This is a genomic window from Paenibacillus sp. JCM 10914 (assembly GCF_001315105.1).
Lineage (GTDB): Bacteria > Bacillota > Bacilli > Paenibacillales > Paenibacillaceae > Paenibacillus_AQ.
In genome coordinates, this window is the sequence record NZ_BAZR01000044.1 from 1 (window position 1) to 13,909 (window position 13,909).

A 13,909-nucleotide genomic window follows, 5' to 3' on the forward strand; every position below is an offset into this window, starting at 1 on the left:
GGTGTCCGGCTTGTTGTACTTGCTTGAAATTCAACGATAGGGAGTGCAGCACGCCCTCAGCGGGCGTTCGTGTTATCTTCGCCCGGCGAATTCCGGTAAAAGAACCAGCATTCGTTCAGCAGCTTAATCTGCCTTCTGTCCTTATTGCGATAAGCGCGTGACAATTGATTGCAGAGCCATTGTGGCAAGGGTATCTCCTCCTCTTGCTAATTCCGTCTGTATGGATAGCATATGGAGAAGTAGCCCAAAGCGTGCAGGTCTACCTCGATTTTATTCCCCTGCTTCTTCCTCGTACCACTGCTCCAGTTGCGCTTGCAGCGCGCGGATTTCCGTCAGCAGCGAGATTAGAGGATATTCATTCTCGTTCAATGATGCGAAGGATTGCTCAAGTTCGTTTATGTAATCCAGCCCGCCTTGAACGCGCAATGTCTCTTGGAGCAGGTCAAGTCGATCACATTCTGCTACAGCAAGCGGCAACTGCGGTTTGCCTGGAGCGGTCAACTTATCGATTTCCTTATGTAGGCGTAGATTTAGGGCACTGAGTTGGTAAGCGTAGTCACTTGGCATTTCCACGAATTGCAGCTCGTTCTGATGTTGTAAGATCACGTAACGCATGTTCGGCATAATTGCAGGTTCTCCCTCCATACTTTCTACTTGACAGTGTAGCCCACAGGGAAGTTAAAATTCAAGTAACATTTACAAGCACATCGGAAAGGAATAGGCGAGGAACGATGAATACAATGAGCAACGAACAGTTGCAGGCATGGGTCGAGCGAATCTCCCTGGAGAGCTTTCGCATTCCGTTTAGACATAAGGCCACCTTTAATAGAAGATTGTCATCAACCGGCGGTCGGTATTTTATGAAGAGCCATCATATCGAGATTAACCCGCATCAATTGGAGACGCATGGCGTGGATGAGGTGGAGAAGATCATCAAGCACGAGTTGTGCCATTATCATCTTCATCTGGCCGGAAGAGGATACCGTCATCGGGATGCGGATTTTAAAAACCTGCTTCAGGCTGTGGGCGGAAGCCGATTCTGCCAATCGCTGCCCAAGAATACCCCGGGCCGTCGACAACCCGAACCTTATCGCTACAAATTGCGCTGTAATGCCTGCGGGGCTGAATACTTACGGAAACGGAAAATGAATCCGGCCCGTTATCGATGTGGCCAATGCAGCGGCCGACTCACGCTTCTATCTCTTCGACTCCCCCAAGAAGTCATGATAAATTATTATTATTCTACTTAATGTTCCCTGATAGCTCAGTTGGTAGAGCACTCGACTGTTAATCGAGTTGTCACAGGTTCGAGTCCTGTTCGGGGAGCCATTCATTTGGAGAGATACCCAAGTGGCTATAAGGGGACCCTCTGCTAAGGGGTTAGACTGCGTAAGCGGTGCGAGGGTTCGAATCCCTCTCTCTCCGTTTCAGGAATACATCAGGAAGCTCCCGTCACGAAGGTGACTGGGAGCTTTCCTTGCATAGGGATGAGAACCCTCAATAGAGGGGACGTCGGAGCATAGGCTTCGTTATCGGATAAACGCGGATCGCGAGGATGATTCGCGCTTTTCTATTTAAAATGGAGGATGAGGAAGGAATGAAACAGATTATAGCGATGGGCGGGGGCGGCTTCTCTATGGAGCCGGACAATCTGCTGCTGGACCGTTATGTGTTAGCTCAAGTGCCCACGGAAATGCCTAAAGTATGCTTCATACCCACAGCGAGCGGAGATGCGGACAATTACATCGAACGCTTCTATCATTCGTTTCGGACGCTGCCCTGCAGACCTAGCCACCTCTCTTTATTTAATCCGAACTTTCATGAACTGGCATCGTATGTGCTTGAGCACGATATCATATATGTGGGTGGTGGAAATACGCGGAACATGCTCGTCCTATGGCGGGAATGGGGACTGGATGCGATTCTAAAGGAAGCGTATGCCCGAGGGGTGATATTGACCGGCTTAAGCGCAGGCTCCAACTGCTGGTTCGCGGAGGGAATTACGGATCCGATAAATGCACCATTATATACGCTGAGAGGATTGGGATTGTTAGAGGGAAGCCATTGCCCTCATTATGATGGTGACAGTGAGAGAAGACCGTCATACCAGCGCCTGATACAATCCGGTGAAGCACAGAGCGGATATGCGGCCGATGATGGAGCTGCGCTGCATTTCATTGATGAGCGTTTAGAGCGGGTTGTAAGTTCGCGGGAAACTGCGAGAGCTTATTACGTGAAACAAGAAGGAAACATGGTCAATGAACAGGAAATGCCAACCGAATATCTAGGAGATGAAGGGGCTTATTTACGCTAAATAAAAATATGAATTTCTCAGAAAAAAAAGCTTGCCATCATTTTTGAAATTATGCTATACTCAATCTTGTCGTCACGGCGACGTGGTTAAAGTGGCCCGTTGGTCAAGGGGTTAAGACACCTCCCTTTCACGGAGGTAACAGGGGTTCGAATCCCCTACGGGTCACCACTTTCTTATATGAGAACCACTACGGTTCGTCGAAGCATAGGCATCGTTAGGATAAGCTTCGCAGTCTCGAACGAAGAGAGAGCATCCCCTACGGGTCACCACTTTCTTATATGAGAACGGCTACGGTTTGTCGGAGCCTTGGCAACTACATGATTGTCATCGAGAGCCATTAGCTCAGTTGGTAGAGCACCTGACTTTTAATCAGGGTGTCGAAGGTTCGAGTCCTTCATGGCTCACCATGATTTACCTTATTTACAAATGTTAGTCCCTTATATTATGCGGTAGTGGTGGAATGGCAGACACGCTATCTTGAGGGGGTAGTGGGTGTATACCCGTGGAGGTTCGAGTCCTCTCTACCGCATACAGAATGAGAAGTCCCACACCTTGGTGTGGGACTTCTTTTTGTGTTTTGAACCTTAATTTTTGTTTGTGCTCAACAACGTAATTTTCATGAGCGCATCAAGGTTTTAAGTTGGGGATTTACCAAATGGAATTGCGTATTTACGCATATCCAGATGTTTCATCATAATTCACACGGTTAATATGATACCGTGGACGAGCAACAACTTCCAAATACCTACTAGGAGTGATTCAGAATGGCTAACAATTCGAAACAGAAAATGAGCCGTGAAGAAGCAGGACGTTTAGGTGGAGAAGCTACTGCGAACAAACACACGAGAGAATTTTATCAGGAAATTGGACGGAAAGGCGGCAAAGCGACCGCTAACTCCCATGATCGCGAATTCTATCAGGAGATTGGGAGAAAAGGCGGCGAGTCGACATCCAAAACCCATGACCGGGAATTTTATCAGGAGATTGGTAAAAAGGGAGGATCGGCGACGGCCGAATCGCATACGAAGACCTTTTATGAACGAATTGGGCAGAAAGGTGGCCAGACTACTTCCCACACCCATGAGCGAGAGTTCTATCAAGAAATTGGGCAAATGGGCAGTGAGATGAGGGGCCATACGGAGGACGCCAAATTAAGCCGCCAAGCGGATAACCGCACGGGGAGCGAGGGGCGTTTACGGCCCAGGCAACGTTATCGGCGACCCTGACGAACAGCCTATCGGCACGAGAAGAGGGTTTACGAGGTGGGGGCCAGAGCTTGCGCATTCAAAAGACCCGCCTGTGGATTCGCTGCGACCCATTAACTGAAACCTTCCATTCATATAGGATAATCTATCATAAAACAAGGCTTTCTCACGGTCCGTGCAGACCGAAGGGAAGAGCCTTGTTTTTGGTTTGCTCCGTGAAAGGAAAGTGGGCGAAATACATATCGAGACTAGACAACGGGAAAGGGGTGTGATTATATGATAATGATAACCATTCTCAATGAAATGAGATGAGTTTAAGGGAGATGGATTTACATATGTTAAATGAAGCAAAGAATGACCCAACCGATAGATCTTCTGGCACGGCATCACGATTAGAACAGCCGGATATCATGGCACGTTTATGGAACGTTGAGATATTTCATGCTGTGGAGCTACCGATGGAACAGCAATTAACCTTTCAACCGGCGCTAGTGATTCCCTTCAGCGGTGAAGCAAATCTGTATCAGGCCAAGCAGCTTACCCGAATGATAAAGGGCTGTGCTTATTATTGCGCACCGGGTTCAACCTTTGGCATACAGGGTTGTACCCATGCATTTTCTATGAATCAGGAACAAATCATGGTGGCGATCGTCCATTTCGATCTATATCAAGCTTCAGACTCTTCCGGAGCATGGATGAGGGCAGAAGCATCCGCATTCATGCCAAGCGACGGTCTGTTTGTATTAGGATCACCTGAACGGATTCACATGTTGTGCCGATCGCTCCACAGAAATTTAGATACACAATCACCGATGGAGAGATGGAGAGTCCAGCTTGATTTTCAGGAAATGATCTATACGATGCTGTCCGAGAATGATCCGCGCTCCAAGAATGGCCGGGTTCAAGCACTGGAGCGGGTGAAGGAATATATCGAGGAGCACTTTGACGAGGACATAACGATCGATCAATTAGCAGCGCTTGCTGACCTGAGCCCGAAATATCTGGTTGAGGTATACAAAAAGACTTATGGACTTAGCGCGATGGAGTATTTGGCTCAGATTCGCTTGAATAAGGCGAAGCAGTTCATGCTCGGCTCCGATGCTCTATTACGGGATATCGCCCATATCGTGGGCTATAAAGATGAGTTTTATTTTAGCCGCAAATTCAAAAAAGCTTTTGGCATATCCCCGTCGCAGTACCTGAAGAACCAAAAAAATAAATGGGCGATGTATGGCTCCAGCACCTTGCTGGGATATGCGATCCCCCTTCATTTCACGCCATATGCGGCACCGCTTCATCCGAAATGGTCGCAGTATTATTATGATTCACTGGGACCGGAGATTCCCGTGCAGTTGGATGCCTATCGGCAGAATCATAATAAGGCAGCGAACCTGGCGAAACTGGCTGCTGCAAGGCCGGAGTTCATTATATGTGCAGCAGGTATTGACGATTGGGAAAGAGAGCAGTTGAAGCAAATCGCGCCAATATTTGAAATGCCGGGGGAAGAGGCGGGATGGCAGCACAACCTGCTGGAGCTCGCCAGGATTGTGGACAGACAGCACGAAGCGGCAGTGTGGATCCAATCGTTCCAGCGCAAGATTGAGCATCTTCGGGAGGCGTTGCCCGAGATGGACAAACGTGAACAACGACTTCTGACAGCACGTCTGCACCTAGGTAAAATGCAGTTATATCATCATCGGGGAATGAGAGAGCTACTGTATGAACAACTGAATTTTATACCAGCGATTCCATTCGAGTTGACGGAAGGTGAGTTGCTGACCATCGAACAGATGAAGAACTGCAACGCGCATCATATTTTGTTGCTTATTCGTCAAGATTCGGAGACGCTTGCGCACTGGAGAGAACTTCAGGCAAGTCCGGAATGGCTGAATATACCTGCCGTTAGGGCAGGTACATTCCACCAACTGTCGTCGTATCCATGGCGAGAATATTCACCTGTGGCGATGGAACGAATGGCAGATGAGGCGCTGCGCCTATTTTCCGACAAAAATCCATGAAGCATCCGAGTATTGTCCATGGTGAATTGCAGCTAAATCATCTACTATAATCAATAATGATAATCATTATCATTATCATTATGAAATGATTTTAGCGATGGAAGGGGAAACAAGAGAAACATGAGAAATATGAAGCTGGTTTTCGGACTGTTACTGACATTTGCTTTGGTGCTATCCGCGTGTGGAGGCAACGAAACTCAAGATAAAGAAGGAGCGGGTGCGAATCAAGGAACCGAGAGCACGAACCCTGCGCCTGAAAGCAATACCGAGGAAACGAAGATGGATGAAGGAACAGAGTCCAAGACCAGGGTTATTACCTATCTTGATCAGGAATATACGATTCCAGAGCAGGTTGAGCGGATTGTCATTACCGGTGCTGTTGAAGCGATGGAGGATGCCATCGTTCTGGATGTGAAACCGGTCGGAGCGATCAGCTTTTCTGGCAAATTCCCGCCACTGTTCGAATCGGTCACAGAGAATGCTCAGTCGATCGGTGAGAAGATAGAGCCGAATTTCGAGACCATTCTTTCGTTGAAGCCTGATGTTATTCTGGGTACATCGAAATTCAAACCGGAAGTGGCGGAACAGTTAAGCAAGATCGCAACGATGATTCCTTACTCTCACATATCTACGAATTGGGAAGAAAATCTGAGATTGCTGGGTGAAATCAGCGGTAAACAGGAACAGGCTGAGCAAGAAATTTCTAAGTACAAAGAAGACCTGGTTACAGCGAAGGAATCGATCGGGGATACCCTAAATGACAAGAGCGTGATTACGATTCGAATCCGTCAGGGTGAAATGTACATTTATCCTGCAGGCGTATTCTTTAACCCTGTACTGTATGAGGATATGGGAATTGCGGTCCCTGCTGAAGTCGAAGCTGCTCAAGCGCAGGAACTCGTATCCAAGGAGAAGCTGGCCGAGATGAATCCGGACTACATCTTCCTCCAATTCTCACCGGAAGAGAACACGGATGCGCCTAAAGCGTTGGAAGAACTCCAGAATGATCCGATCATGAAAAATTTGAAATCGTTCAAGAACGGCACCGCATTCGTTAATGTTGTGGATCCGCTGGCTCAAGGTGGAACGGCGTACAGTAAAATCGAGTTTCTTAAAGCAGCAGTTGAGCACTTGAATAAATAGAGAACAAGCATTTCTAGTCTAAACGTATAAGGCGTGTTGTTTATGGGGTTCAAAAAGTCGCTGCCGGTCGTCATCCTTTTGATGACCCCGGCAGTATGTTTATTACTTATCGCTGGCTCCATATTATATGGAGCCAAGAACATCACGGTGGATACCGTCTGGGCTTCCATCTTTGCCTTTGATCCAGACAGTCTGGATCATCAGATTATTGTAAGTTCCCGCTTGCCCAGGGTTATTGGTGCGATGCTGATCGGTGCTTTTCTAGCTGTATCCGGCGCGCTCATGCAGGGGATGACCAGGAACTACTTGGCCTCCCCCTCGATAATGGGGGTATCGGATGGCTCGGTGTTCGCGGTCACGATGTTCATGGTATTCATGCCGAGTGCAAGTTCCAATATGTACATTGTCAGTTCATTGATCGGCTCTGCGATCGGAGCTGGGATCGTTTTTGGTCTGGCATGGCTAATTCCGGGCGGATTCAGTCCGGTTCGGTTGGCGATACTCGGCACGGTGATCGGTACCTTCCTCAGTGGTACAGCCGAAGCGCTGGCTGCCTATTTTCAAGTCTCGCAGAGTATCAGCTTCTGGTATAACGCGCGCCTGCACGCCATAGACCCCGAACTGATTAAGCTCAGCATCCCGTTTGCAGTTATTGGTCTGCTGCTGGCCATCGTCTTGTCGAAATCCATCACGCTGCTCTCCCTTGGAGAAGAAACTGCGAAAGGGCTTGGCGTAAAGACATGGCTGATCAAGGGACTTGCGATGCTGGCAGTCGTTATTCTAACAGGCGTTTCGGTTGCACTTGCCGGTAAAGTTGCTTTTGTCGGTCTGATTATCCCGCATGTTGCACGGTTTCTGTCAGGCTCGGATTATCGCTGGATTGTGCCTGTATCAGGCGTACTGGGCGGGATGTTTCTCGCGCTATGTGACATTCTCGCCAGGTTCGTCAATTATCCGTTCGAAACGCCGGTCGGTGTCATAACAGCCTTGATCGGTGTGCCTTTCTTCCTATATCTGATTAAGACGAGGGGAGGGCGTCAACGTGCATAAAGCTTCACCGAGATTCCCTCTCGCATTGGTCGGTGGAATTGCCGTAGTGCTGCTTGCGGTTTATTTCAGCCTGACCAACGGCACTTTTGACATTACGATCCGGGAAGTGTTCCAGACGCTCTTGCGAATCGAACCGAATTCGGATTATGACCTCGTTGTATTCGAATTCCGCCTGCCCCGCATCATGCTTGGAGCGTTGGTCGGATTTGCACTCGGAATGGCGGGAGCCGTCATTCAAGGGGTTACTCGCAATGGTCTGGCCGATCCAGGCATTCTTGGCATTAATGCGGGAGCCGGTATGGCGGTTGTATTATTCATGTTCCTGTTTCAGGGGCAGTTAACACTCACGGGCTGGGCAGGCGTCATGATGATGCCCATGTTCGGTGCGGCGGGCGGCTTGGCCGCAACGGCAGCGATCTATATGTTCGCCAGAGATGGCGGCCAATTGGATCCGCAGCGGCTCATCTTGGTCGGGATCGCGATTGCATCAGGATTCGGCGCAATCACGATGTACGTATCATTGAAGATGAATCCGAAAGATTATGAAGCAGCCGTAACTTGGCTGGCCGGCAGTCTTCACAGTGCCAACTGGAAGTTCGTGGTGACGATGCTGCCGTGGCTGATTCTTATTCCACCGATCATATGGACACGTTCTCGTATTCTTGATTTGTTCCAATTAAGCGAGGCAAGTGTGAAGAGCGTCGGTGTAGCCGTGGAACGGGAAAAAAATATACTGCTCCTGTGCAGCATCGGTCTTGTGAGCGCGAGTGTCGCTGTATCGGGCAGCATCGGCTTTGTTGGATTGCTCGCGCCTCATCTGGCCAGGCAACTTGTCGGTTTGCAGCATAGGCATATCCTTCCAATCAGCGGCATTGCGGGGATGGCTATCGTTGTGGTTGCCGATTTCATTGGCAGATCCATCTTTGCCCCGGCTGAGCTTGCAGCCGGCATCGTGGTTTCTGTGATTGGTGTACCTTATTTTGTCTATTTGTTATTTCGCATGAGAAAATAAACGAGCATGGAGAGGTTGCTATGAATCATTATCAGGAACTAGTGCTCGGGGACAGAAAGATTATCTTGTACCTGCCCCCCTCCTATAAGAATTCGATTCGTTCATATCCAGTTGTTTATGTACAGGATAACGGAGAGCTGTTTACAGATAGCCTCAATTATGTGGAGCATTTGTTTATCGCGGGAGAAGTGGAGGAAGTGATTCTTGTCGGAATTTCCCCCTTTAACCGGAACGATGAATATACGCCATGGCCCGCTGAGGCGCTGCTTCAGGACAGACCATCTTTTGGGGGGCAAGGCAAATCATACGTTGACGAAGTGGCTGATGTTATCAAAACCCATATCGACAGTCACTATAGAACACTAACCGAACCTCAGCATACAGCGATCATGGGAGGATCTTTCGGCGGCTTGATATCGATGTTCGCAGGGTACTGGCGTCCTGAAACTTTTGGACGTATTGGTATGCTCTCCGCATCGCTGTGGTATGTGGGCGTTCTGGATTTCATTCGTGAACAGAAGGTCTTGCCCCCAACCCTGCAAGTGTTTATGTCTGTTGGACAAGTTGAAGGAGCCTACAAAACAAACCTTCAGCGTTATATGTATCCGAATAATCTGGAGGCGTTCCAGTTATGGGTGAAGGATGGAGCGGCGGCCGGCAGATTACAGCTTGAAGTGGATGCTGACGGGACGCATGATGCCATCTTCATGTCCAGACGTTTCATCGACGCGCTGCGCTGGCATTTCTCAACCAAGGAGACTTCAAGTGGAACAAGGCCTGATATGAATAATGCTGAGTGCTTCCGAATTCCCGGCACTGTGACCTGGTCGATGCGCTCTCACACGACGGATTGCGATTATCGTATATTTATAACGGAGCCGATGGGGCCGCCTCCCGAGGATGGCTATCCGATACTATATTCGCTTGATGGCAATGCCACCTTTGGCTCCCTTGCTGAAGCGATCCGCCTGCAGTCCCGTACTCCGCGCGGTATTGCACCAGCGATCATTGTGGGAATAGGATATGACAGTGAGTCCCCGATCGTAACGGAGGAACGCTTTCGTGATTATACGATCGAGGCTTCCCAGGAAGAATTACCGGCAAGGCCGGATGGATCGAAATGGCCGGCAACCGGTGGTGCAGAGGAGTTCTTAACTTTTATTGAAGAACAACTAAAGCCTGAGGTTGAACGGCGCTATCCGGTTAATCGGCGCCAACAGACTTTGTTCGGGCACTCGCTTGGCGGATTCTTTACTATGTATGTCTTGTTTACCAAGCCGGAGCGCTTTCAGCGGTATGTGGCAGCAAGTCCATCCATCTGGTGGAAGGATCATATGCTCTGCAAGTTATGTCAGGATGGAATCGCTAACATTCGACAATGCGAGAGCAAGCCGCAGTTGCATTTATATGTAGGTACAAATGAGAAGCCGTCAATGGTACAGGACGCCCGCAATATGAATTCAGTTCTCAGAGGTAACCCAGAGACGTTAGAGACGACTTTTGTAGAGGTGGAGGGGGAAGGGCATGTCTCGATTCTGCCAGCACTGATCAGCCCCCTGCTACGACTGGTGACGAGTTCATCTGCGGACTGAAAATAACGGAGAACGTTTTATTATAATGAGAGCAGCTTGATATCCATCCTAATCCATGGACGGGGTAGTCAGGCTGCTTATTTTGTCATGTTAGTCTTCTGGCAGGTGGGGGTCATCGAGGATGGAGGAATACTTGGGATATAATCTGCGTATGCAATCCGGGCATATGTCATGAGTGAATTCAATGGGGAGTCGGCTTTCAAGATAGCTCTCAACGGGCTCCCAATCCTCTGCATGTCTTACGTGCTTGCAGACCGCACAGATAGGAATATGTCCCGGTAAGGGGAAACTATGGGCAAGGGCTTGCTCCAGCCGTAATTCTTTGCGTTTGAATCGAGTAATGTCTGTAAAGGAGAGGAGGATGCCCTGCACGGGATGATCCTTGCCAATTTGCATCGGTATGACTTCACACAAAATCCAGCTCTCTGCATCGCTCCATCGAACGGCATATTCAAATGAATATTCAGAAACGCTTCCTTGCAGCACGTCCTCAATCGTTGTCCAGTTGATTTCGTCAAAGAATGGATCAAAGGGCGATGGGGGGAGATACTGCGATCTAAGCTCAAAAAAAGAGGCTCCTTGCCGTGTAAAATCAGGGGAGACTCCGTACTGTTCAGCCATAGATAATAGCCGATTGTTAATATTAGCGATGATACCGTCCGGTCTGATCAGCATGAGACCAAGGTTCAGAGAATGGACAGCGTGGTCCCAAGATGACGTTAGCGTATCGCGGTGCAAATTACTCACTCCTCTTACGGTAATAGACTCATGAGTAAAAGGTACAACGATCAATGAGTACTATGGTATAATTTAGGCAATGTAGTCCAATTATACACTTATTTAAGTTTTTTTGCAAGTAAAAAATACGTACATAAGATATTTCCTTTAAAAAGAGAAATAGGAAGGCGGTTGTTTGATGCAGTCTATTTACCAACGAATCGAACATCTCATAGAAAGCGAGGTATGACCAAGAAGGCGTTTTGTGAAACCCTCGGAATCAGCACAGGAAATTTTGGTGACTGGAAGAGAGGGAAAACAACGCCAAGTACGAATAAATTGATTGAAATCGCTGCATTTTTCTCTGTGAGCCTGGATTGGCTGATCATAGGTAAAGGCAACCCTTCGATCCGCGTAAACGAAACACGAGGAGAATATGATATAGATGCGGAGGCGGTGATTCTTACGAATATGTCTGATTTGGCCAAGAGTGAGCGGGAGTTTATTCGTGAATACATCGATTTTACGATCCAGCGCAAAGCTAAGAAGAAGGAAAAAGGGAACGATACCCCGTAATGATCTATATGGAAGGTAGCCTTTTAGAAAGGTACTTTACTTTTAGTTACCAGGGCAGTATAATAGGGAATGTTCGCTGCATGAACATTTCTGATTATATGCGGTAGTGGTGGAATGGCAGACACGCTATCTTGAGGGGGTAGTGGGTGTATACCCGTGGAGGTTCGAGTCCTCTCTACCGCATCCATAGTTTTTCATAAGACCGTTGTGAAGGTGGAACGTCCCATCTTATCGCAACGGTCTTTTGTTATGCACGTTAATGGCGGTAATATGTGGATAACCCTTGGTTACCGTCAACTTTTCGATTCAATTCCTGTCATGCGTTTAATGATTAGATGTGGAGACATAATAGTGCATGAAGGAGATGATTGAGCATGAAACCATTATATACAGCTGATGTCAAAGTAACAGGCGGCCGTGAAGGCTCTATTCAATCCAGTGACGGAGTTCTCAGCCACAATCTAAGTATGCCGAAGGAACTTGGCGGTGACGGCAGCAACGGAACGAATCCGGAGCAGCTGTTCGCAGCCGGGTATGGGGCGTGTTACGAGAGTGCCTTGGCGAATATCGCTCGTAAAGAGGGTGTTGAGCTCAAGGATGTGGTCATACACTCCCAGGTGATGATCGGTAAGGATGAGGGAGCTGATGGCTTCAAGCTTGCCGTTAAGTTGAAGATCGATATGCCCGGCATTGAACGCGATCAGGCCGAAGATCTTGCGAAGAAGGCGCATGCTTTCTGTCCGTATTCCAAAGCGACTCGCGGCAATATTGATGTAGAACTCAGCGTCAACTAACAATAGATGAATCATATTGGAACGACCCAAGATGGCTCTCATGATGAGGGCTGTCTTGTTTGTTCTTCGGTTGACGATGAAGAGCCGCTCGGTTGACATCCCTTCCAAAATTCTTTAATATGACTAAGTACCAGAAAGTACAAAGAAGTGTTAAGGAATTAAATAAATTAAATGGGTGATGACATGGCATACAGACCGCAAATTGCAGATGTGACCACAGCTGGAAGCAATGATAAAGAAGGGCTTTACGAATTCATTATCCATACGGCAGATGGAACGGATATTCGAGTGTTTTACAGCCGTTTTCCGGAATGGAAATTGACTGCCCTGAGCCGACTCGGCAAGGTACCTTGCCCGGTTTGTCGTAAAGATTTCATATGCAAATGCATGGAGAAATTCTCGCATGAATTCGATCAGCAGATGAACGACGGCCAGTGGCTGGCGAAAGCTGTTAACAATTAATACAAGCGTTTCCGATCTAGCGTAGGAGTGAGTTCCTGCGTTTTTTCTTTTATATAGCGAATGAAGCATTAGAGGGGGATGACTATATGGGAGTACCGGATAACAACAATGGACCGTCTGCCATCGTGTTAATTGACGGTGTATGTCATTTATGCCAGGGATTGACCCAGTTCATCATTAAGCGGGATCCGCAAGGGATCTTCCACTTTGCTTCCATTCAATCTGAGATCGGGCAAGCGTTGATGAGAACAGGCGGACTGGATGGGGGTATCCTGGAGACGATGGTGTTCATTGAGGATGGGAAGTATTATACCAGGTCGACAGCTGCGCTTCGGATTGCACGTCGACTGCGATTCCCTTGGTCGCTGAGTTATGCCCTGATCGTCGTGCCCCCGGTGCTGCGCAATGTGGTCTATCGCTGGATTGCCAACCATCGCTATCGTTGGTTCGGACGCTCGAATGAGTGCATGATTCCGACGCCGGATATCCGGCGCCGATTCCTGTCTTAATTAATGATGATGCGCGGAGTCACTCTCCTGATATATTGGTGTCTCCGATTGAAGAAATGCAAGCTCCTCGTTTGAAAGCTTACCCACAGCAAACGGTTTTTGCGGAATGATAATGGAGTGATTATTGCCGCAATGAAGTTTGATGAAATACAATCCTTCTTTTTCAAACGTCCTGGTTACCGTGTAGACCCCATCCCCAATCTCTACGGCATCGGTCATGGGATCTCTCAGAGCCCCGTCATGACTCCACAGCTCATAATGCACGAAGTCCGCGCGAGGCACGCGCTTTCCGTCCTGTGTCAGTACGATCTCTAGCACTTCGGGTTGCCCGGCTGATAATAATTCCGGTATGTTGACCTCGGCTATTAATGGAGACTTTGCATGATACTGGTCTGCCGCATCCGGATTGAGGGAGCAGCCCGCCAGGAGCAGAACGGCAAGTACAGCCGGAAGAACACGGCGGAAACGGGATTTAACCATCATATCCTCCATTCTAATCATTTTCTTTCGAATCTAA

General features: G+C 48.3%; 15 protein-coding genes, 6 tRNA genes and 1 pseudogene. 18 read left to right on the plus strand and 4 right to left on the minus strand.

Annotated elements, in window-relative coordinates:
* Nucleotides 1-56: 56 nt before the first annotated feature.
* Nucleotides 57-188 (minus strand): cortex morphogenetic protein CmpA, encoded by a 132-nt coding sequence (gene cmpA / locus JCM10914_RS29105; protein ID WP_148300268.1) that lies wholly within the window; start codon nucleotides 186-188, stop codon nucleotides 57-59.
* 82 nt (nucleotides 189-270) lie between these two features.
* Nucleotides 271-624: a hypothetical protein gene (locus tag JCM10914_RS26290; protein WP_023966768.1), complete on the minus strand. Its 354-nt coding sequence runs from the start codon at nucleotides 622-624 to the stop codon at nucleotides 271-273.
* Between the two features lie 116 nt (nucleotides 625-740).
* Between JCM10914_RS26290 and JCM10914_RS26295 the strand changes: the two genes are divergently transcribed.
* The 13 genes from JCM10914_RS26295 to JCM10914_RS26355 all read left to right on the plus strand — a co-directional run bounded on the left by JCM10914_RS26295 (nucleotide 741) and on the right by JCM10914_RS26355 (nucleotide 10,334).
* Nucleotides 741-1,250 carry a SprT family protein gene (locus JCM10914_RS26295; RefSeq protein ID WP_052019931.1) on the plus strand — a complete coding sequence of 170 codons (510 nt, stop codon included), beginning with the start codon at nucleotides 741-743 and terminating at the stop codon, nucleotides 1,248-1,250.
* A gap of 3 nt (nucleotides 1,251-1,253) precedes the next feature.
* Nucleotides 1,254-1,329, plus strand: a tRNA-Asn gene (locus JCM10914_RS26300).
* Nucleotides 1,330-1,336: 7 nt separating this feature from the next.
* Nucleotides 1,337-1,425: transfer RNA gene (locus tag JCM10914_RS26305), tRNA-Ser, on the plus strand.
* 172 nt (nucleotides 1,426-1,597) lie between these two features.
* Nucleotides 1,598-2,314, plus strand: a complete 717-nt coding sequence (locus tag JCM10914_RS26310; protein ID WP_036720277.1) for a peptidase E — start codon at nucleotides 1,598-1,600, stop codon at nucleotides 2,312-2,314.
* 93 nt (nucleotides 2,315-2,407) lie between these two features.
* Nucleotides 2,408-2,482, plus strand: a tRNA-Glu gene (locus JCM10914_RS26315).
* A 163-nt stretch (nucleotides 2,483-2,645) separates the two neighbouring features.
* Nucleotides 2,646-2,721, plus strand: a tRNA-Lys gene (locus JCM10914_RS26320).
* A 39-nt stretch (nucleotides 2,722-2,760) separates the two neighbouring features.
* Nucleotides 2,761-2,843 (plus strand) — tRNA-Leu (locus tag JCM10914_RS26325).
* Between the two features lie 235 nt (nucleotides 2,844-3,078).
* Nucleotides 3,079-3,540: a KGG domain-containing protein gene (locus JCM10914_RS26330; RefSeq protein WP_023966773.1), complete on the plus strand. Its 462-nt coding sequence runs from the start codon at nucleotides 3,079-3,081 to the stop codon at nucleotides 3,538-3,540.
* 314 nt (nucleotides 3,541-3,854) lie between these two features.
* Entirely contained in the window at nucleotides 3,855-5,537 is a 1,683-nt protein-coding gene (locus tag JCM10914_RS26335) for an AraC family transcriptional regulator (protein ID WP_197286876.1), read from the plus strand.
* Between the two features lie 120 nt (nucleotides 5,538-5,657).
* Nucleotides 5,658-6,680, plus strand: a complete 1,023-nt coding sequence (locus JCM10914_RS26340) for an ABC transporter substrate-binding protein (RefSeq protein WP_023966778.1) — start codon at nucleotides 5,658-5,660, stop codon at nucleotides 6,678-6,680.
* Nucleotides 6,681-6,722: 42 nt separating this feature from the next.
* Nucleotides 6,723-7,730: an iron ABC transporter permease gene (locus JCM10914_RS26345; protein ID WP_023966779.1), complete on the plus strand. Its 1,008-nt coding sequence runs from the start codon at nucleotides 6,723-6,725 to the stop codon at nucleotides 7,728-7,730.
* Nucleotides 7,723-8,742 carry an iron ABC transporter permease gene (locus JCM10914_RS26350; RefSeq protein WP_023966781.1) on the plus strand — a complete coding sequence of 340 codons (1,020 nt, stop codon included), beginning with the start codon at nucleotides 7,723-7,725 and terminating at the stop codon, nucleotides 8,740-8,742. The genes JCM10914_RS26345 and JCM10914_RS26350 overlap by 8 nt, the downstream gene beginning before the upstream one ends.
* Before the next feature lie 20 nt (nucleotides 8,743-8,762).
* Nucleotides 8,763-10,334: an alpha/beta hydrolase gene (locus JCM10914_RS26355; RefSeq protein ID WP_023966783.1), complete on the plus strand. Its 1,572-nt coding sequence runs from the start codon at nucleotides 8,763-8,765 to the stop codon at nucleotides 10,332-10,334.
* Nucleotides 10,335-10,424: 90 nt separating this feature from the next.
* Here JCM10914_RS26355 and JCM10914_RS26360 read toward each other — a convergent pair whose 3' ends face one another.
* Nucleotides 10,425-11,072 (minus strand): hypothetical protein, encoded by a 648-nt coding sequence (locus tag JCM10914_RS26360; RefSeq protein WP_023966785.1) that lies wholly within the window; start codon nucleotides 11,070-11,072, stop codon nucleotides 10,425-10,427.
* 178 nt (nucleotides 11,073-11,250) lie between these two features.
* Here JCM10914_RS26360 and JCM10914_RS26365 point away from each other — a divergent pair.
* The 5 genes and pseudogenes from JCM10914_RS26365 (at nucleotide 11,251) to JCM10914_RS26385 (ending at nucleotide 13,392) form a co-directional block, all read left to right on the plus strand.
* Nucleotides 11,251-11,627: pseudogene (locus JCM10914_RS26365) on the plus strand (helix-turn-helix domain-containing protein).
* A gap of 100 nt (nucleotides 11,628-11,727) precedes the next feature.
* Nucleotides 11,728-11,810, plus strand: a tRNA-Leu gene (locus JCM10914_RS26370).
* Between the two features lie 191 nt (nucleotides 11,811-12,001).
* The gene (locus JCM10914_RS26375; protein WP_023966789.1) at nucleotides 12,002-12,421 is read left to right on the plus strand and encodes an organic hydroperoxide resistance protein; all 420 of its coding nucleotides are present in this window, start codon (nucleotides 12,002-12,004) and stop codon (nucleotides 12,419-12,421) included.
* A 183-nt stretch (nucleotides 12,422-12,604) separates the two neighbouring features.
* Complete coding sequence (locus JCM10914_RS26380) at nucleotides 12,605-12,883, plus strand: hypothetical protein (RefSeq protein ID WP_036720284.1); 279 nt, start codon at nucleotides 12,605-12,607, stop codon at nucleotides 12,881-12,883.
* 86 nt (nucleotides 12,884-12,969) lie between these two features.
* The gene (locus JCM10914_RS26385) at nucleotides 12,970-13,392 is read left to right on the plus strand and encodes a thiol-disulfide oxidoreductase DCC family protein (protein WP_023966793.1); all 423 of its coding nucleotides are present in this window, start codon (nucleotides 12,970-12,972) and stop codon (nucleotides 13,390-13,392) included.
* On the opposite strand, the gene JCM10914_RS26390 is transcribed toward JCM10914_RS26385, so the two are convergent.
* Nucleotides 13,393-13,875, minus strand: a complete 483-nt coding sequence (locus tag JCM10914_RS26390) for a FixH family protein (RefSeq protein WP_036720290.1) — start codon at nucleotides 13,873-13,875, stop codon at nucleotides 13,393-13,395.
* Between the last annotated feature and the right edge of the window lie 34 nt (nucleotides 13,876-13,909).